The sequence below is a fragment of the Paenarthrobacter sp. PPS72 genome, assembly GCF_048537125.1.
GTDB classification, from domain to species: Bacteria; Actinomycetota; Actinomycetes; order Actinomycetales; family Micrococcaceae; genus Arthrobacter; species Arthrobacter nitroguajacolicus_E.
The window spans coordinates 120,694-140,065 of sequence record NZ_JBLYIE010000016.1; the positions used below are offsets into that span (position 1 = coordinate 120,694).

At 61.2% G+C, this 19,372-nt stretch carries 17 protein-coding genes; 4 read left to right on the forward strand and 13 right to left on the reverse strand.

Annotated features, from left to right (window positions below; all coding sequences use genetic code 11):
* Positions 1-57: 57 nt before the first annotated feature.
* Together ACLRGI_RS07860 and ACLRGI_RS07865 are read left to right on the forward strand one after the other, a co-directional pair.
* Positions 58-2,034, forward strand: coding sequence for an NHL repeat-containing protein (locus tag ACLRGI_RS07860; protein WP_419201111.1), 1,977 nt, complete (start codon positions 58-60; stop codon positions 2,032-2,034).
* Between the two features lie 121 nt (positions 2,035-2,155).
* Positions 2,156-2,452 carry a sugar phosphate isomerase family gene (locus tag ACLRGI_RS07865; protein WP_419201112.1) on the forward strand — a complete coding sequence of 99 codons (297 nt, stop codon included), beginning with the start codon at positions 2,156-2,158 and terminating at the stop codon, positions 2,450-2,452.
* Between the two features lie 212 nt (positions 2,453-2,664).
* Here ACLRGI_RS07865 and ACLRGI_RS07870 read toward each other — a convergent pair whose 3' ends face one another.
* Genes ACLRGI_RS07870 through ACLRGI_RS07895 form a run of 6 tightly spaced genes read right to left on the reverse strand, consistent with a single transcriptional unit; the run spans position 2,665 to position 9,962 of the window.
* Entirely contained in the window at positions 2,665-4,740 is a 2,076-nt protein-coding gene (locus tag ACLRGI_RS07870; protein ID WP_419201113.1) for an alkaline phosphatase D family protein, read from the reverse strand.
* The gene (locus ACLRGI_RS07875) at positions 4,727-5,827 is read right to left on the reverse strand and encodes a zinc-binding dehydrogenase (RefSeq protein WP_419201114.1); all 1,101 of its coding nucleotides are present in this window, start codon (positions 5,825-5,827) and stop codon (positions 4,727-4,729) included. Before ACLRGI_RS07875 ends, ACLRGI_RS07870 begins: the two co-directional genes overlap by 14 nt.
* Positions 5,803-7,476 carry a phosphonate ABC transporter, permease protein PhnE gene (phnE, locus tag ACLRGI_RS07880; RefSeq protein ID WP_419201115.1) on the reverse strand — a complete coding sequence of 558 codons (1,674 nt, stop codon included), beginning with the start codon at positions 7,474-7,476 and terminating at the stop codon, positions 5,803-5,805. Before phnE ends, ACLRGI_RS07875 begins: the two co-directional genes overlap by 25 nt.
* On the reverse strand, positions 7,473-8,288 hold the full coding sequence (gene phnC / locus ACLRGI_RS07885; RefSeq protein WP_419201152.1) for a phosphonate ABC transporter ATP-binding protein: 816 nt from the start codon (positions 8,286-8,288) through the stop codon (positions 7,473-7,475). Before phnC ends, phnE begins: the two co-directional genes overlap by 4 nt.
* Positions 8,289-8,290: 2 nt before the next feature.
* Positions 8,291-9,247 (reverse strand): phosphate/phosphite/phosphonate ABC transporter substrate-binding protein, encoded by a 957-nt coding sequence (locus ACLRGI_RS07890; protein WP_419201116.1) that lies wholly within the window; start codon positions 9,245-9,247, stop codon positions 8,291-8,293.
* A gap of 43 nt (positions 9,248-9,290) precedes the next feature.
* On the reverse strand, positions 9,291-9,962 hold the full coding sequence (locus ACLRGI_RS07895) for a phosphonatase-like hydrolase (protein ID WP_419201117.1): 672 nt from the start codon (positions 9,960-9,962) through the stop codon (positions 9,291-9,293).
* 190 nt (positions 9,963-10,152) lie between these two features.
* On the opposite strand from ACLRGI_RS07895, the gene ACLRGI_RS07900 reads away from it, so the two are divergent.
* Together ACLRGI_RS07900 and ACLRGI_RS07905 are read left to right on the forward strand one after the other, a co-directional pair.
* The gene (locus tag ACLRGI_RS07900) at positions 10,153-10,869 is read left to right on the forward strand and encodes a GntR family transcriptional regulator (RefSeq protein WP_419201118.1); all 717 of its coding nucleotides are present in this window, start codon (positions 10,153-10,155) and stop codon (positions 10,867-10,869) included.
* Positions 10,863-12,005 carry an alpha-D-ribose 1-methylphosphonate 5-triphosphate diphosphatase gene (locus ACLRGI_RS07905; protein WP_419201119.1) on the forward strand — a complete coding sequence of 381 codons (1,143 nt, stop codon included), beginning with the start codon at positions 10,863-10,865 and terminating at the stop codon, positions 12,003-12,005. The genes ACLRGI_RS07900 and ACLRGI_RS07905 overlap by 7 nt, the downstream gene beginning before the upstream one ends.
* Before the next feature lie 36 nt (positions 12,006-12,041).
* On the opposite strand, the gene ACLRGI_RS07910 is transcribed toward ACLRGI_RS07905, so the two are convergent.
* The 7 genes from ACLRGI_RS07910 to ACLRGI_RS07940 form a co-directional block, all read right to left on the reverse strand.
* Positions 12,042-12,719 (reverse strand): AIM24 family protein, encoded by a 678-nt coding sequence (locus ACLRGI_RS07910; RefSeq protein ID WP_419201120.1) that lies wholly within the window; start codon positions 12,717-12,719, stop codon positions 12,042-12,044.
* A 274-nt stretch (positions 12,720-12,993) separates the two neighbouring features.
* The gene (locus tag ACLRGI_RS07915; RefSeq protein ID WP_419201121.1) at positions 12,994-13,542 is read right to left on the reverse strand and encodes a CPBP family intramembrane glutamic endopeptidase; all 549 of its coding nucleotides are present in this window, start codon (positions 13,540-13,542) and stop codon (positions 12,994-12,996) included.
* 66 nt (positions 13,543-13,608) lie between these two features.
* Positions 13,609-13,836 carry a hypothetical protein gene (locus ACLRGI_RS07920; RefSeq protein WP_419201122.1) on the reverse strand — a complete coding sequence of 76 codons (228 nt, stop codon included), beginning with the start codon at positions 13,834-13,836 and terminating at the stop codon, positions 13,609-13,611.
* 1,085 nt (positions 13,837-14,921) lie between these two features.
* The gene (locus ACLRGI_RS07925; RefSeq protein WP_419201123.1) at positions 14,922-16,004 is read right to left on the reverse strand and encodes a Gfo/Idh/MocA family protein; all 1,083 of its coding nucleotides are present in this window, start codon (positions 16,002-16,004) and stop codon (positions 14,922-14,924) included.
* A gap of 468 nt (positions 16,005-16,472) precedes the next feature.
* Positions 16,473-17,213: a helix-turn-helix domain-containing protein gene (locus tag ACLRGI_RS07930; RefSeq protein ID WP_419201124.1), complete on the reverse strand. Its 741-nt coding sequence runs from the start codon at positions 17,211-17,213 to the stop codon at positions 16,473-16,475.
* Positions 17,214-17,301: 88 nt separating this feature from the next.
* Positions 17,302-18,225 (reverse strand): sugar phosphate isomerase/epimerase family protein, encoded by a 924-nt coding sequence (locus ACLRGI_RS07935; protein ID WP_419201125.1) that lies wholly within the window; start codon positions 18,223-18,225, stop codon positions 17,302-17,304.
* A gap of 12 nt (positions 18,226-18,237) precedes the next feature.
* Positions 18,238-19,335, reverse strand: a complete 1,098-nt coding sequence (locus ACLRGI_RS07940) for a zinc-dependent alcohol dehydrogenase (RefSeq protein ID WP_419201126.1) — start codon at positions 19,333-19,335, stop codon at positions 18,238-18,240.
* Positions 19,336-19,372: the final 37 nt, after the last annotated feature.

Sequence of the window (19,372 nt, forward strand, 5' to 3'; positions counted from 1 at the left end):
CCCCCCCCCCCCCCGCTTCCCTTCAATGACCGAACTACATCACAACAAGGAGTACCAGTGTTCAATCAGCCCCCGCTGTCCCGCCGTCACGCCCTCCAAGCAGGTTTGGTCACTTTAGGAACAATCGCCCTCAGCTCCGGCACCTTGGCTCACGCGGCCTCTAGCCCGCTTGTCGAGGTTCAAGATCTCGGCCCGGGCGTTCAGACCTTCACGATGTTTGCCACCACAGCTGTCGGCGACACTATCTATATGTCGAGCCGGAACGTCGAACCGATGCAGGTTGTGGGATTCCATATGCCCACAGGCACAATCACGAGCATTACTGATGTCTATGGCGAATCCACCCAAGCCCTGGCCGCGACGCCGGACGGCCGCTACCTGTACGGCTGTGTCCGCATCAACTTCGGTGACAATGTAGCTCCAGTCTCACGGTTGTTCCGCATCGACCTTGAAGCCCAGGGAGGACCGGCCCTCGAATCGCTCGAAGAAATTCAGGGCCTCATCCCGTTTGCCATGACCGTCTCCCCCGATGGTGTGGTGTTCTTTACCGGTCGTGAGCCTGATCCGAAGGTCTACGAGTACAGGCCGGACGAACGCCGGGTCAGCGTGCTTGCGACGCCGGATGTCACCGCCCAGTACGGCCGATCCATAGCTGCCAATGAGACCACTGTGTTCTATGGGCTACGCGGAGTACATCCAACCACGGGGGCCACGGTGGCCGGACTGTATGCCGTGGATCGGGCCACCGGAGTGGCTCAGTCAATCCTTCCTCCCGAGGCCGCTCGATGGGCTGAACCACGTGACCTCCTGCTGCATGAAGGTTCGCTCGTCTTCGCAAACGGCAATCTGGCCGTGCTCATGGATCCCGCCAACCCGGCATCCTATAGGGTGATTCGCGCCCCACAGAGCCTCGGACGCCTCTGGTCGGGCGGCCCGGGAGTGCTCTACTTCGGCGGCAACAAGGGCATCCTCTCCATGGACCGCACCACCGGGACCTTCAGAGTCATCAGTCCCAACGCGGACATTGACACCTTTTGGGGAATCTGGCCCGGCGGCGACAGGATTGGCATTGTCTCAGCGTACGGATTCATCGCCGAGGTCGATCCTTTGACAGATGAAACCGCCATCCACGATCTCGTCGAACTTGGTGCACCACTGGGCACACAATTGGCAATGTCGGTTGCGACAGGAGGAGGAGTCGTCTACGTCGGCGGCACGAACGCGATCTCCAGGCGAAACCTCGCCGAAGGCACCACGCAGCGGTTGTTCGCCCCCGGTGAGGCCAAGGACATGATTGTCCTTGAAGAGAAGATCTTCACGGGCCAGTACAGCGGCTGGGGTGTCATGACTTTCGACCCCGGCACCGATGAGAAGTTCCTCAGGCAATTGGCTGTCCTGCCGAACCAGCAGAATCGGCCACACGACGTTCTCTGGGACGCCGAGCGGCAGCGGATCTACATAGGAAGCGGTTCGGACGCAGATGTCCAGGGTGCGCTCACCGTCTTCAACCCGGTGTCCGGCCTGGTTGAGGCGCAATTCCTCAATCCTTTCGGGGACCGTCAGCAGGTACGCAGCATCGCCCAAAGCGGAAACACTCTCTTCCTCGGTGGAGAAGGCGCCGCAGGAGGCCAGGTGATGGCGTGGGACCTCGAAACTCAGCAAGAATCTTGGCGCATCTCCCTGAATCCCGCGCCGAAAGCAGTGTCCGGACTGGCCGTGCTGGATGATCGCCTTATCGCGCTCGGCCACAGCGGCGGCATCCACCTCATTGATATACCGGGTAAACGGCTTATCGAGTCTGTCGTCCGGCCAGACCTACTCCCTGATTGGGGAACACTCACGGTCCGAGGCGACAAAGCGTACGGGGTGTCTGCCTCGACCTTCTTCCGCCTGAACAAGCACGGCATCCAGCCTGAAGTGCTTGTCAAGGACCTCGCCGCTGACTGGTACGGCAACCCACGCGTGGCCGTTGATGGCAACCGCTTCTACGGAATTCGTGGGCGCAACTTGATCCGGATGACAGTCCACGGATAAGTCCGGGGTGGGAATCCATCTATTTGTCCAAAAAAGGCCCACATGTCTGAATTTGTTCGAATGATGGATTTCCCTCCCTCTGACTGAAATCCTGGCCGCGGGGATCTTCGCGCAGCAGATCATGGCAAACCCCGTCACCGTCCTGGGCCTGGCCACAGGTTCCACTGGCACCATTCTGAGGGCCAAACAGTTGGTCCTCCTGGCCTTCGGTTCCTCTGAGGCACCAGCTGTTGCCGCCGCACTGGAAGGACCGGTGTCCTCGGCCATGCCAGGCTCGGTCATTCAACAGCATCCGCAGGCCAGGATCATCATTGATGAGGATGCAGCCGCCGAGTTGGCACACGCCCAGTACTACCGTCACGCTTGGCGATCGGCACAGGATCTACGTGCAGTAAACGGAGTTGGTGGATGCGGGTAGCTCCGATTCTTCGGCATTAACTACAGCAGTTACCAGGCCTCCGTGCTGGCCATCATGCTTCTCACGGGCTCGCTGATCGGTTTGGCGAGGAGCGTAGGTAAAGCGAACTGGGGAACTTGGACGAGCAAGGCGCGACGTCGGCGCTTAAGGTGAGTGCCGACGTCGTGCCATGTTCGGGTGATTGCCGTGCGAGCGGTAACCGGGACCATTGCCTAGTGGCGGTGCCCGAGTTCCGTGGATGTAGTGGCGACCTCGAAAATCCGTTCGCCCGCGCGGTTGATCCACGTTGCCTTCAGGGTTGCTGGCTTCACGGTGGTGTCTGCCTCGATCCGGGCGAAGACGTTGGGTTCCACCGCGCTGTGAACCAGGGCAGGGTGTGGAACGTTGAGGCTCGCGATGGTGCGGTCGTGAAGCGGGCTGACGATCCATTGCCAAAGGTCGTATCCCACTCGAGGACCATAATTCAGTGCACGGGATACATGAATATCGCCGCTGAGCAGGACGACGCCGGGAATCTCTTCGTCCTTGATGAAGTCGAACATCGCCTCGCGTTCGTGCGGGAACGTCCCCCAGTCGTCCGATTCCGAGTTCTGCTTGTCATCCCAGATCATGCCGCTGACCACCAGCTTGAACGTCGCGTTGCTGGAGCGCAGTCCCTTTTGGAACCATTCCCATTGCGTGGCACCCAGACACGTCGGCTGTCCGGTGTCGGCCCAGCTTGCCTCGGTGCGACTGAACCAGCGGGGATCCAGGAGGAACACTTCGACGGGGCCGCGCCGGAAGGACGTGTAAACGCCTTCGCCGGCGTCGCGCCTGGTCTGCTGCTCGCCGGCGGCCGTGTGCCCGTAGCTTGCGTTGGCACGGTAGTCAACGAAAGCCGTGCGGGTACTTACCTTGCCCTTCACGTCTCCAAGGCTCGCATTGAAGGCAAAGTCGTGATCATCCCACGTGCCCCAGGTCGGAACGGAGCGGATCAGCCGCGCCAGCTCGGGAACTTGGAGGAACTCGCGGTGTCGTTGGCGGGCGAACTGCAGGTCCACGGAGTCGATGTACGGGGTGTCTCCCATGAAAACGAAACTGTCACATCCCTCAGCGAGGATACGGTCCCAGACGGCATCCGAGCTCGATGGAGCACAGGAACCAACGCCCATGACGACCTTAGCCTTGGAGTTGTCCAGGGGTGCGGTGGTGAAGGCACCGATCAATGGGATGAATTCCGGATCGCCCGTGACGGGGATGATCGAGAAGGTGTACCGCGTTTCGGGGTGCAGCTTGTCCACTTCGAAGATGAGGCTGTGATCGTTTGCGCTGGTTAGCGTGGCCTGCACGCGATCCTCTTTGCCCTTATTGTTCCGGACGGTGCACTCCCACCGCGGAATAGAGTGGTGGTCCCGTCCCGGACGCAACCAGATGCGCGTGGTCCGATCCGTGGTGTGTCCCACCATAGGTCCGGCGGCCGGTTCCTTGGGCTTCGGCGTCGGCACCACCGCCGGAGCTGTTCCCGCCTTGACGGCAGCCACATATTTGGCCACTGCTGCGAAGAAGGCTTCACTGTCGGCGATGGCGGCGGCCGGCTGGACGGCGGTACCGGCGGCGTTGAAGCACTTGTCGATTGTCAGGCTGGTGACCAGGAACCTTCCCTTTCCATGTGCACCCTCCAATAGTGCCGGAGGCTTGGGGTTGCCGCCGGGAGCGCAGGAGAGCAGCACCCGCATGGACTCCCAATCAACCAGCGTCTCCCAGCTGACCCGGATCGTCGAAGCCCGATCACTCAGTACACGTCCGTCTATGCCCGTTCGCAGGACGGAAACGAGCGGGTGCTCGGGGGCCATCGCGTAAATGGCGTCATGATCGGGATCTGCCCGTGTGGCGCTCATTGGCGCAGGCAGGTACGACGCTTTCTGCGAGTACTGGTCTGACTGGGCCATATCCAGCACCACTCCCCCGCCTGAGGCGAAGTCCCGCAGGGATGCCGACTGGGCAGCAACGTAATTAAGGTAGGTGGGGGCATTGTTGGTGAAGGTGCCGAAGGCAATGAGGTCAACGCCTTGCGCCGTGGCGGGAAGGGCCGGATCCAGAGGTACCACTGTAGCTCCGGCCCGGCGCAACAACTCACCCAAACCGGTTGCTTTGGTCCAGGGATCGTTGAACTCCAGCACTGCTGCCCGGATCGGCGTGCCCTGGCCCTCGGCGGCATGGGCCGGGACGGTGGCAGCGATCGTCAATCCGGCCGTGGCCAGGCCTCCGCCAAGGAAGCCGCGTCGCCCTAATGATTTATGGGTGGTCATGATGTTCTCCTCGTTGTTCTTGAAGTGGGGTTACGGATTTCCTGAGTGATCGCCCGCTGGGCGGCTGCATCAGGAACTGCAGCTCTGAGAGCGGACGGGGTTCCTCTACCAGCGCGTCCCAGTGATAGATGTCCCGGGTTTCCTTGACGAAATCCATGGCCTCTTGAAGGTGCCTGGGTTCGTAGTTGTGGACGCCGGTGACGGTCAGCAGGGACCGGACCATCCGTTCGGGGTCCAGAGCCACAGCCGGTCCGGGAGAGACTGAGCCGGCCAGGACCATGCGCCCCGCGATGTCCAAGGCTTCAAAGGCTGATTCCACAGCCTGAGCGGCACCGGACAGGTCCACTGCGATGTCCACACTGAAGCCGCTGGGGTCGTTACCGGGCGCCGTGGCATCGGTGGCGCCGAACTCCCGGGCGAGTGCGAGCCGTTCCGTATTGATGTCACGGACGTGGACGGCTGAGGCGCCCCGGTGTGTGGCTACCGCGCAAGCGACGATTCCCAGCATGCCTGCGCCGCTGACAAGGACCCGTTTCCGGGCGAGGGGACCAGCAGCTTCCATGACGGCCATCACGGTGGCCGTAGCGCAGGCGACCGGTGCAGCGGCGGCATCGGTTACCAAGTCCGGGACAGAAACCATGGTGATTCCCCGGCGAAGATGAATATGGGAGGCGTAGCCCCCGGACAAACCCCATGGACCGTCCAAAGGTTCGTGGCCGGTCTTGAGCAGCTCAACGCATTTGGCGGTGACACCAGCACGGCATCGGGCGCACTGTCCGCAGGAGACGGTGACGCTCCAAATAACCCGATCGCCCGGCTGGAGTTCCCTGCCATGGAAGTCCCGGGCCCCGCCATCGCCGAGGCTGAGGATCCTGCCAACAGCTTCGTGGCCCAGAATGCCCGGGTGCGGTCCGGGGCGGCGACCGGAAATGGTGTGGATATCGGAACCGCAAACAGTGGCGAGGTCCACTGCGGCCAGTGCCTCCCCCGGGGCCAGCGCAGGCAGGTTCACGGCGAGATTTTGGAAATGGCTGCCGCCGGTCCAGGCCTGGACGGAGGCTGTCAGCGGAAGAGTCTGCGTATCCATGCAGAGAGCCTTTCGATCGCAAAGACAATGATGAAGATGATCAGGATGACGCTTCCGGCGACGTCGAAGTTGAGCGTGCGGACGGATTCCATGAGGAGGAAGCCGATGCCGCCGGCTCCAACAATCCCCAGCACCGTTGACGTGCGGATATTCACGTCCAGCATGTATAGCCAGTGGCCTGTGAGCTGCGGCAAGGCTTGCGGGAGCACGGCTGAGAACAGTACGTTCCACCAACCGCCACCGGTGGCACGGACGGCTTCGAGGGGTCCGCCGGGGATTTCTTCCACCGAGTCGGCCACAAGCTTGCCGAGGAACCCGATGGTGCCAACGCCCAGGGCCATGGCACCGGCCATGGGTCCAAGCCCGATGGCCGCCACAAAGATCACGGCCAGAATGAGTTCGGGGATGGCTCGCACGGCCAGGATGAAGACCCTTGCTGAGTGGTAAATGTACTCGGATGGGGACACATTCCGGGCAGCCAGTATCCCCACGGGGACGGCCAGCGCTGCTCCCGCCGTGGTGGCCACGAGGCCAATGGCCAGCGTCTCGCCCACTGCTTTGAGCAACTCATCCTGGAGGCCTTCCACCGATGGTGGGAGCAGACGTCCAAACACAGAAACCAGGTCTCCGAACTGCTTGACCGGTGCCAGGGGGTCAATGTCCAGATGGATGACGGATAGCACGACGGCGGCAACGGTCGCCGCTGCGCAGAGGCCACGAATCGTGCGCCCCTTGGTCCAGGGTGGTCGAACGGAAGGACCGGGAACCGCGGGCACTGCGGCACCGTCGGACGCCGGGTCCAAGAGGGTCCGACGCAAGCCAACGGCAAGGTACTCCATGGCGGCGATGATGAGCAGAATAACCAGAATGATTCCCATGGCGCTCTGGTACATGAGTCCACGAAGAGCGTCCTGCAGGGCGAAGCCGATGCCTCCCGCACCCACGAAGCCAAGTACCACGGAGGTCCGGAGGTTGATGTCCACCCTGTAAATGAACGTGCCGATCCACGCCGGCGTGACCTGGGGCAGCACTGCACTAACCAGCTCTGTGAGCCGGCCGGCGCCCGTGGCCCGTACTGCTTCCCTTGGCCCTTCATCGATCTGCTCAATCGCATCCGCGAACAGCTTGGCCATCATGCCCACCGAGTGCAGGCCAAGGGCCAGGATGCCGGGCAGTACACCGATTCCCAGTGCCCGCACAAACAACACGGCAAACACCAGGTCCGGTATGGCCCGGCACATGGTGATGACCATGCGCGCCGCGTGGTGCACTGCCGGGTGCGGAGTGGTGTTCGATGCCGCAAGGAAGGCCAACGGAACGGAAATCAACGTGGCGAGCACGGTCCCCAGGAGTGCCATCATCAACGTTTCCACCAGGAGCTCTCCAACACGCGGAGGATCGTCCAGCTCCGGGGGAAGCATGCGCTCCAGAAGGTTGGCGACGTCGTCGAATCCTCCGCCAAGCGCGCGAAGATCAAAGTCGATCTGACGGGCGCTGAGTACGGTCAGACCCGCAATTGCCGCAAACCCGCTGCAGAGGACAAACCTTTCCCTGCTGAAAGGCGGACGAAGTGCATCATTGGTTATTGCCGGGGCATGGTTGCCTGTGGAACTTGCTGGTTCGGCTCCCGGTTTCGTGGCGGTCTTCATGCAGTATTTCCGTCCGCGGCTGCCTCCGGTTGGAGTTGCCGGTAGACGTTCAGGACGTCGTCGCGGGACAGGGAGTCAGTACTGGAGTCGAGGACCTTTTCGCCGTTCCGCAGGCCCACGATCCTGTTCGCCCACTGCATGGCCAGGTCCACCTGATGCAGCGTGCAAAGGACTGTAATCCGGTTCTCACGGCAAATGCGGAACAGCAGGTCCATGACGTTGGCGGCGTTTTCGGGATCCAGCGAGGCAACCGGCTCATCGGCCAGGATCAGCTCGGGTTTTTGCATAAGGGCCCGGGCAATGGCTACACGCTGCTGCTGCCCGCCGGAGAGAGAGTCGGCCCTTTGAAAAGCATGCTGCTCCAAACCCACCCGTGAAAGATGAGCCAGTGCTTCCCTACGCTGGGCACGGGAATAACTGAGGATGCCATACCGTGGCCCGGTTATTCGTCCGGATGCTCCGATCAGAACATTCTCCAGGCACGTCAACCTGCCAACCAGGTTGAAGTGCTGGAAGATGAAACCGATTCTGGAGCGGAGCTTGCGCATCTCTCCACTGGTCATGCCGTGGACCGGTTGCCCAAGGACCGTAGCTTTACCGCCTGTGATGGGGTTCAGCCCATTCAGGCACCGGAGGAGCGTGGACTTTCCTGAGCCGGAGAGACCCAGCAGAACCGTGAGTTCACCCGGGGCTATTTCCAGGTTGATTCCCTGAAGCGCTGTAACCGGCCCGAAGTCCTTGCGGAGTTCCCGAACGAGAATGGCAGGTTCCGGATGAACTCCCGTGCCCGTGGTTGCTGCGGCTTCCGTCATGGTCACGGCTCACACTTTTCGGATTTGGTAGTGAGGCATACCGTGCGGATCCCGTCGTAATCGGCGTCGCCTGCCTTCACCACACCCCAGGCGTGTTCGCCTGTGATCAAGCAGCCCTTCCCGGTGCAGTAGCCCTGGGATTCGAAGTACTCGGCGTTGGCCTTCTCCGTGAAGAGGGCTGTCAGTTTGGCAACGGTGTCATCACCGAGCTTGTTGCGAACGGCAAAGACAGAGCCAGGAATCATCTCGGACTTCCACACTGATTTGAGTTCGCCGGATTGCAGTTCCCCCTTGCCGGGAAGGGTGTCTTCCACCATTGATTGCATGGCAAAGCCAACTTCGCACTGCCCGCTCTTGACCGACAATGCTGAAGCATCGTGGCTGCCTGCGTAGATCGGTTTGAGCGCTTTGCTGATGTCAGCTTCCTTGCCGCTGGAGGCCACGCCTGAACTGATCAGGCCGGCCGACGGGTACAAGAAGCCCGAGGTGGAGCCCGGATCAACAAAGCAGGTGTCCTTCCCTGCAAAGTCTTCGATCGTGGTCACAGCATCGTTCCCGCCCTGGGTGATTCCCAGGGAGTAGTAACCGGCAGGCGTGCCCTTTGCTTTGGTCAGTGCCCCTAGTGGCTGAATGTCCGCCTTGTTGGCTGTGGCAATCACATAGGAGAACGGTCCAAGGAAGGCAATGTCCACGCGGTCTGCGATCATTCCTTCCACAATTCCGGCATAGTCGCTGGCCTGCTGGAGCTTTACCTTGGCGCCCGTTTCGGCCTCGATCATTTTGATCAACGGCTCGTATGTCCCTGTGAGGTCCGTGGAGTTCTCATTCGGGATCGCGCCGATGACGATCTCGGAGGGAAACCCGTTGGATTGTGCGGGCTGGCTGGTCGAGGCGCATCCGGAGAGGAGAACGACGCTCGCCAAGCCAAGGGCTGAGGCGGTAAAGGCTTTGAGATTCATGGGGTTACCTGTTCTGGGGGTGGGGGTGTTGAATGGTGGGGCGCTACGGGAGCAGGACGCCGGGCAGGTCGGTCACGGATTCGAGGATGTGGGTGTGTGGTGCAGTCTGGAGGTCTTCCCTGGTGTGGGCACCGGTAAGAACGCCGGCAACCACTGACGCTCCGGAGCGCGTTCCTGCCAGCAGATCGCTGGTTGTATCGCCGGCTACGGCGATCTCTCGGACGTCATCGATCCCGAAGCGAAGCATCGCTGTCAGGATCATGTCCGGCGCAGGACGTCCCCTGCCGGCGTCTGCAGGTGAAAGCGCGTCCTCCACCAGGCCTTCCCAGCCCAAGGAGGTCATCAGGCGATCCCGCGTGGTGGGTGAGAAACCGGTGGTCAGGACGACTTTCAATCCTGCCTGCCTCAGGCTGCTGATGGTGTGGGCAGCACCGGAAATCGCGGCAACTCCTGTGGAGGCAATGTTGCGCTCATAGGCTGCTTCGAACCTGCCGTTGGCTTCCCCGGCGGCTACCGGATCGCCGTCGAAGATCTCCATGAAGACGTCGATCTTGCTCTGTCCCATCGTGTCCAGGGCGTACTGCACGGCATCGCGAGCTCCCGGAGAACCGGCTGCGAGGCCCATTTCCGTGACGGCGGTGATAAAGGATTCCTTGACGAGGCCACCGTCCTGAACGGTTGTTCCGGCCATGTCGAGGCACACGAGTTTGATCATTGTTAGTACTCCTGAATGTTGGTTCTGCGATAGGTCCGCGCGGTCTGGCCATGCGCAGTGCAGCTACATCCAGCATGCCCTTAAAAATTAATCTGTATAGACAGATTTCGGACCGTTTGCCGTTTGTTCATCAGGCATTAATCCCCTCTTTTTCGGGGAATTGTTCGTTCAAACAGAGTAGGCTTGCCCCATGCAGTCAGAGCCCATATACCTAAAGTTGTCCCAACAGATCATGGAGCAATATTCTGATGTTCCAGCCAATCGGGCCCTCCCGTCGGAACACGATCTCGGGGACTTCTTCGGCGTCAACAGGCAGACTATCCGCGCCGCCCTGGATGAGTTGGAGCGACGATGGCTTATTCGCAAAGTGAAGGGAAGCGGCACGTTCCGCACCCAGCGCTTTGAGTACCGGATCAGCCGCGACCTCGCCCCGTCCTTCACCCAGACAGTCCGGGCCGCGGGCGCAGACCCCCGGACCATCAACTCCAAGCCCGTGATACGGCAGGCGACGCCCGAGGAACGCGACATCCTGGACCTGGAGGCCGGCGCTAAAGTCACCATCCTGGAGCGGGTTCGCTATATCGACGACTTGCCCGTCAGCACGGCCACCTCCGCGCTTCCCTCTGCTGCTGTCCCCCGCCTGGCCGCCGTCCTTTCCGTCGATGGATCACTGGACGGCATCCTTCGCCGGCACTACGGCTACTCCCCGCACCGCCAATGGAGCCAAAGCCGCCTCTCATCCCCGCCCATCGACATTTCCGAGACGCTGGGACTCAGAGGAAGGCCGCCACAAATACTGCTGCGGGGCTTGATCTCCTGCTCGGAGTCCGGGAAAAAGCTGGAATACGTGGAGAGTTACCTCAGGCCGGACGTCTTTGACGTCGTGACCGAGCTCGGCCAATGCTGAACAGTTACACCTTGGGCCATGTCCGCGCCGTCACACCCGCAGGCATCCTCGAGGACCAGCTGATCAGCGTATCCGGCGGCGTTATTGAAGACATCAGACCGCACCGCAACGGAACACACGCCGACGTCGATGGTCGGGGACAGCTGGGCCTTCCCGGGCTTGTGGACGTGCACAGCGATGCCCTTGCCAGGGAATACCGCCCCAGGCCAGGGGCCGTCGTCCCTGTTGCGTTGGCCCTCCACGCCGCCGAAAGCAACCTGCTCGCAGCCGGGGTCACCACCGCCTTCCACGCGATTTCCTTTCAGCTCAAGTCAGCGGTAGGCATTCCCATCAAATCTCCGCGGGCACCGGAAATACACGTGGCTCTACAGGCCCATCCCGAGCCGAGGATCGACCACCGGGTCCTGCATCGCCTGGACGTACGGTGCCCCGGCGGCCTTGAGTTCTTTCGCGAACAGCTCGCCGGCCACACTGTAACCCCATTGGTGTCCTACGAGGACCACACACCCGGGCAGGGCCAGTACAAGGACCGTTCAGTCATGGAGCGCTGGCTCCAGGAAGCCCAACAGATGACACCGGCCGGCGCCAGGCACCATGTTGACCAACTGGTAGCCGAGCGGGACGGTCAGCTACACCTCAGGGAGCAAACCCTGGCGTGGCTGAGCAGCCTGGCCGCAAACAGGTCCATCACGCTCATGGGACACGACCCCACTTCTCCGGAAGAAATCGATGACCTCATCGCACGGCACGCCTCCATCGCCGAGTTCCCCACTACACTCCAAGCAGCCCGGCATGCGGCCGGACGCGGCCTCGCCAACGTGGCAGGAGCGCCAAATATCCTGCTGGGCGGATCTCACTCGGGAAATGTTTCCGCCGCAGAGTTGGCCCAGCACGGAGTCCTGCACGTTCTGGCCTCCGACTACCTGCCGTCCAGCCTGCTTCCTGCGGCCTTCGAACTGGCCAGACTGGGGCATGCAACCTTGCCCGCAACCATCGCCATGATCACCGCTGCGCCCGCTGCCGCCGCGGGCCTTGTGGACCGCGGGCAACTGGCTCCCGGCCTCAGGGCTGACCTTCTACTCTGCTCCGACTCCTCAGAGTACCCACGCGTCACCCGTACATTCACGGCAGTGTAAGTGGTTACCGGTGACTGGAGCACTCCAGGCGAGGAGTCAGTCCCGTGTGGTGCTTTGTTGCCGGGGCAGGTACGGCTGGATCGCGGCGGCCAAGGCTGCCGGGGTCATGGACTGCAACCAGATCGTACCGGGGCCGTGCATCTGGGCAAGAAACAACGAGTCACCGAAAACTTTGTTTTTCACGCCCTTCACTGTTGCGAATTCCAGTTCCATGCCGGCCTTATACATGGCGAGATGGCCCGGATGGATCAGAAGGGATTCCCCCGCGGCAAGCTCAATTTCACTGAGCTCCCCCGCAAGTTGAATCCAAGCGGTCCCCGACCCTGAAAGCGCCTGGAAAACGACCCCCGCACCGCCGAAGATACCCGCCCCAAGTCGCCTTTGGAAGCCGACCGAAACATCCACCCCACCAGTGCTCACCATGTAAGAGCCGGACTGCACCATGAAGCTGACCGCCGGGTCAATGGTCAGCTCGCGGATGGTGCCGGGAAGACTCGCCGCGAACGTGATTCTTCCGCCGGCGGCTGGAGCTGTGTACTCGGTGAGGAACAACTGCCCACCTCCGAGCGCCCGTTTCAGCCCTCCCATGAAACCGCCAGCACCACCATGGGCGGACGAGGTGTCCATCCCAAAGCCCGGAGTCAACCAAGCAACGTCACCACCTTCGGCAATGACTCTCTCGCCGGCGTCGAGTGCCAGTTCGAGGACAGGCATCGTTGTTCCAGAATGAGTGCTGCGCATCAGTTCCCTCTACTTTCGTCCTTCCTATCTTGTGAGTACTTCATAATGGTTTCAAGTGATTGTGCGCCGTTCGCTAGCGGCGCTTTTACGGTTGCGACGGTGACGCGGGTCTTCGCGGACGGTACTGATCAGCAGGGCGATCGTAGAACCTGGGCGGATTGTTCGGCATTTTCGATTCGGGCTCCCGCGCAGAAGAGTGGCACACCCCTTTAAGCGAAGCCTTCTGCTTGGGTAGAAGCACGGTCGCTCAAAGGGCGGCGCCTGACGCCACCGTCATTTGCTGCTTGTTCCGGCGTGTTTCCCTGATCACGCTGATGAGGACGATGGTCAAGGCAATCCAAAGCAGTATCTGCACGGTGGCCGCGAAAGGCACGTTGATGTTCGTCGTGTGGTCGACGGGCATGGAGGCGCTGGGTGTTTCGGACGCGGCGCCGAGGTAAAGCACCCAGTCGGTGAAAGCGTGCACGAGGATGCCGATCCATAGGCTGCCGGTTACACGCCGTATCCAGTAGTAGGTCGCCCCTGCTGCGGCTAGGGCGACGACCTGGAACACAATAACTAAGGGTGGGATGCCCTCTAACACGAAAACGGGTGCGTGGGCGAGACCGAACACAATGCTCGTGATGAACAGTACGGCGAGTTCGCCGTGGCGGGCACGGACGGCGTTTAGCAGGATGCCACGCATCACGAGCTCTTCACCGAATCCAACCATGAGAGTCCCTAGGGTAATCAGAGCGATGAGGCCAAAGGAGCGTTCAGACCAGGGAACGTCGAAGAGATTCGTGATCGGTATCAAGATCGCGAGGACCGGGATGCTGATCAGCCACCAGCGTCGCGGGGTGAGGGTGGGTGTGGCGGGTTCTCACCAGAGGCCGGGATCGTTGCCGGTCCAGCGGACGTAAAGCAAGAGGAGGACGATGGCGATAGGCAGTGCCCCGAGGTGGCCCAACGCGAACTCTGCGATGGGCTGGTCTTCACCAGCCAAGCCGCTGAAGAAGTTGCCCAGGCCAGCGGCGATGGCGATGTAGACGACCACGGCGAGGAGGGCGGTCCATACCGTGCCCCGCCGGCGAATCATGACAGTAGTCATTATTTCCTTCGAGATAGTGCGGAGGCGAACGCCCAACTGGTAGCACACAAACGAGTCTTGCACGTATGACGACTTGAAGACGGAATTGACCCAGAGCGCCACGGCCCGATCACTCCGGGAGCGAGCCGAACTCCAGACCTCAACGAGAATCACTTTTACGAGAATCTCGCACTCATGTTGTACTCAACGCTTTTACGCATTGAGACGTGTACGCCAACCACGACCTACCGAGCGAAAAACAGGAGACTCATAAGTCCCATACAGAGCAAGCGGAAGGCCAACCAGCTACGACCCTGACCCCGCTCCCCCACAACTGAACATGCCAACCGACGGCGAGGCACAGGACGGAGCCCCACATCAAAGATTCGTGGTAACAGCTGTCAACGCGTAAAGGCAGAGCAGACCCCCTCCATAGAGGGGGTCTGCTCTGCCCGAGGTGGGACCCGAACGGGATTCGGGGCCTTACAGACACTGGGAAGTGGCGGAAACCCGCGGAATCCGGGGCTGTGCGGCGGCTGTACGGGCTAATCCGGGGCGGAAAGTGTGAACTTTGTCCTCACCTACTTTTTCTCGATCGAACACCGAAAACTACGACCCGGCGCTTACCTGCGCAGTCATAGCCCCGGCCGGGAAATCGGCACTGCCGCCACCCCTGCAGATTGCATCCTGGATGGGACCTCTCCGTCCGCGCGAAGCCTCCGATTTGGATAAGGCCCCGACCTCTAAGACATGACTCCCGCCGGTCGGCAGAACAAACCAAACTGCGACGGCACTCAACCCGCCAACACGATGAACTACTCGACACAGTCGGAGCACCTCCTTCATCAAGCACATGGACGAAGCGGCAACGAAGGACATGACCAGCCCTTGCGGCCAGCCCCAAGAAGAAACGTCAGCTATCGGCATTCAATCCGAGTCGTCGTAAGACGGGAGAACCTTGCTTAATGAAGCTACCCCCAACTGGTGCGGTCAACCGTAGATTCGTTGACACGGTCCGGAGTCCGGGCGGCCGAAAGCTCAACTCCGTTGGCCAACAAGTAGTCGGACTCGGCAGTCCCGAGCAGACGTAGATCTCTCAGCCCCGCTCACGCTTGTATGACTGCAACTGAAGCTCCCTGTTCATTCTCGGATCGGTAGCAGGCATCAACGATTCGCGCGACGGTGAGGGCGTCGGCGACAGGAGACACAACGGGTGCTCCTGTGCGGATGCTGTCCACCCATCCGCGCATTTCCGTGTGGAAATTGCTGATGTTCTCCAGCTCCGGCAATTCGGAGAACGTGTTCCTTTCCGTGCGGGCGAACGGGGGCGTGAAATGGCTCTGCGTCCATTCAGTCCACCCGGCGCTCCAACCTGCCCGGTCTTCATCGACGTACACGCGAAGTTTCTGAGGCAAGATGCCGATTTCGATCATTCCGGCAGTGCCGTAGATGGAAATGCGGGAGCTTTCGAACCACTCAAGGCGATCGTGGTTGTCGAAGTTGAAAGTCATGGACATGTCCGCGTAGTTCAGGAGGGCGGCGGCTGAGTCTTCGCGGCTCGTCTTATCTGAAAGGCGGGCGGATTTATGGACACGTGCGTTGACGGAGTCGGGGGCTCCGAATATGTGCAGGAGGGTATCGAGCATGTGACAGCCGATGATCCACAGCCCACCTCCCATGTCAGCAGGCTGATTCAGATGTGCTGTTAGGTGCTCACCGGAAAGCGCGGCACCGCGTGCCGATACGGTCACTACGTCACCGATGAGGCCACCGTCGATGAGTGCTTTCGCGCGACGGACAGATTCCGCCAAGCGCACGTTGTATCCAACCTGGATGACGAGTCCTGCCGCGGCATCTGCCTCGGCTTTAGCCAACAGCTGGAGGTCCTCTGCGGTTCCGCCGCCGGGTTTCTCGACGATGACCGACTTGCCGGCAGCCAGGGCTCTTACGGCGTGGCTGACCATGTCCTTACTCTTGGAGTGGACCATAACGGCGTTTATGCGGTCGTCGTTAAGCACTGAATCAATGTCGCGGGGCTCCACATCGTACTTACCGGTGAAGTACTTCAGCCGGGGATCATCATCCGCGGCGGCGACGACCTCGACACTATCAATGGCACGAAGAGCGCGGACCCGTGCTGAGGCGTGCGGGTGGGTGATGCCAAGAAGTCCTACGATTATCGGTTCCAACGCGTTCCCCTATCAGTGTGGCCCGAGAGCCCTGTGTGAGTTGTATGGTTTCGCCCGGATCGACTTCGTGGACGCCCCGGCCCGAAACAGGTTCATTGCATCAACGTGAGACTCTGGTTTGTCCGGCGAGCTTCGACAAGTCCATGTGTGTTTTATGAACTTCAGCATTGGTGAATAATCTGCGTCCCGTGCCGTCGCTGAGTAGCATCCACAGGAACGCACCATCGGCGGACACCATGTCAACGACTCCGCGATGAAATAGCGGTGGGCAGTACAGGTTCACGGTGTCTCCCGGTCTCAGTTCCGACAAGTGGACGGGAGAACCACCGTGCTGTGCTTCTCTGATGGCCTCCGGGCCGCGATGATTTGTCGAGGAATTCAATGAGGACTCCGTTTCGTATTCTGCAGATCAAACCTGGCCTGCCGGCCATAGGCAGGTGATGACAACGTTTTTCCCGGTTCCTCGATCTAAGCAACCGGTGAGATGGGAGCGTCCTCGACGTAATTTCGTCGGCCAACAACTACCCAAATCGCGACGCAGTCTTCGTGGAACGGATTGCTGAGCCTGTGAGGGGTGGAGGAGACAAAGTTGATGCTGTCGCCCGCGCAGAGGGTTCCTGCGGAGGGGCCAGCCTGCACTTGGAGACGTCCCTGAAGAATATGGAAGTACTCGTGGCCTCCGTGCCGCATCAGGTTCTCGGGTGGACATGACTCTGTACCGCTTCGGTAAGTGACCCTGAGAAGTTCAACGTTGGGGTCATTTTCCACGGTCAGGCGTTCCCAGAGGACCCCGTCGACGTGTAGCTTTGGGCGGTCTTTAGCTGCCAGGAGCCCAGGGAGGTCGTTGCCCCTTGGATCCAGAACGGTGGTCGGCACGAGATCTTCGGGTACCCGAGAAGATTCCTCCTTCGTGCCGGGCGGCGACTCCTCTACTACCCGAAGGCTGGCACCCTGGGATGGCGCGCCCTGAGGAGTACTTTCCTGCATCACCGCGTCAAGGGACAGCCCCAGCTCTGAAACGAGTGCATACAGCGTTCCGACGGACGGGGAGGTGCGGCCTAGCTCAACTTGCGAGACGAGGCTCGCCGATACGTCCACCCGGCGGGCGAGTTCACGCAAGGAAAGCTTGGCGCTCTGACGGGCGTCCCGGAGACGTGCACCAAACTGGATGGCAGCATCCGATCGTGGCACTGAGGATGGGGCGCTCATGATGTTCCAATTCTGTGGGCTCGCTGGAAGACAGCCCCGCGCGCTTCAATGGAAGCGCGCGGGTCCTCCTACTGCGGAACTTAGCCGGTTAGACCTTTTCGGACTGTTCGGCGGCGATCAATTGGGACGCGGCTTCAAGGGTTGCAGCCGCCGAGTCGTGGGCGCGGGCCAGAGCCTGGCCCAGTGGCAGGAGGCGGTGTGACTCGGCGAGGATTTCCACGCCCCAGTGCCCCCGCCAGCCTGCGTCATGGATGGCTTTGACGAAGGCTGCGGTGTCGAGGTCCCCTTCGCCGGGGTACAGGCGTTCGTTGATGGTGTCTTCCCACAGGGAGCCGGTGACGTCCTTGCGGGCGTCGTCGATTTCAACGACGAAGACCTTATCCATGGGCAGGATGGCAGCCAGATCTTCGTAGCGGGTGCCGCCGCGGCTGGTGTGCCAGGTGTCGACGGTGAGTCCGCCGTGCGGGTTGTTGACCTCATTGATGAACTTGGCACCAATTTCAATGGTCTTGAGGTTGTTCATCGGCATTGGCTCCAGGGCCACGCGTGTACCCACTTCACCGGCTTGCGTGGCCAACTTGTCGAATTCCTGGTGGAAGGCTGTTTCGTCGACCGGGGCCGGTTCGCCTTCAAGGGCCAGTTCGGCGCCGATCTTGATGGTCTTCACACCAAGGATCTCCGCGGCGTTGAACAGGATCGTGCGCCAGCGGTCGGATTCTTCACGCTCAGGGCCGGTCTTCCACCAGTCGGCAAGGAACTCCATTTCGACGTGCACGATGCCATTGTCATCCATGAGCTGGCGGAGCCCCTTGAGGCCAATGGTCTTCTCGATCTCGGGAAGGTCTGCGTGGATGAAGCCCAGGCCCTTCCATCCGGCCTTCGCGGCCGCTTCAACACGGGTGCGCACGTCGATGGGGCTGGTTTCATCGCCGCGCAGGGGTGCAGCATTTCCGGCCCAGGTCCAGCATGATGCCAGGAGGTCGCGGTTCTGGATGATGTTCGTAGAGTTCACGTTTGTCCTTCGTTAGTTAGCTTTGCGGGCTGAGGTAGGTTCGATTCCGGCTTCGGTGTCCGGTGCGAGCATGACTTTCGTTTCGCTGCTTGAGTCCTGGGCCCGTTGGAGGGCTTCGTCGCCGCGGGAGAACGGGACGACGGTGGAGACGATCGCCCCCAGGTTCAGACCTGTGTTGGCCACGAAACGGATGGCTGCCGGCCAGACCGCCACGGGGGCTCCGGTGGAGCTGGTTATCAGGAGGTTCCGTTCCTGGACCAGGCCAAGACGGGCGGGCGCGAACTTGGGCGTGGAAACACCCATGAGCAGTACCCTCCCGTTGAAGTCGGCGCTTTCAAGGGCAGCTGCCTGTGCGGTGGAATTTCCTGACGCTTCGATGACCAGGTCAGCAAAAGGCCGTCCGGTGGCTTTCTTGGCGGCCGCGTTCGTGTCGGGGGTCTCAAGCGGGTTCACAGCGGCGATGGCGCCCATCTTCAGCGCCGTTTCGCGCCGCAGCGGGCTGGGGTCGAACGCGACAACTTGGGCACCGGCTTTCACGGCCTGGATTACCGCGTTCAGTCCGATGGCGCCTAGACCGTGCACGTGCACGGTGTCAGCGGCGCTGACTCCGCCGATCTTGGTCAGCCCGTTCAGCACGCACGCGAAAGGTTCGATGACCGCTGCGGTGAGCATGTCCACTTCGGCAGGGATGTGGAAGCACATGTCTGCAGGGACGGTGAACAGTTCAGCTGCTGCGCCGTCGTGGGTGACTCCGAACCAGTCGTTGCCGCCGAGGTGTCCGTGCCCGAGTACCCGATCTCCTGGGTGGAAGCCTTCGACGGCTGCGCCGGCCTCGACCACGATGCCGGACCATTCGTGGCCCAGGACGTGCGGATAGTTGATCTTGAAGGTCTCCGGCATGCTGCCGTGCAGGATTTCTATGTCGGTTCCACACACTCCCACGAACGCGGGCCTGACAAGGAGTTCTGTGGGTTTGGGCGCGGTGACGGCTGCTGTGCCGGGTTCGACGCTGACAGTGCCGGCAGAGTCTTTGCGGACCAAGACAGCTGGGACGGTGCCCAGTAACGGTACCGTGGGCGTCGATAGGACGTCGTTGACGGTCTCAGACATGATCTGATCTTTTCTTTAGGTTCGAATTGGAGGTCGA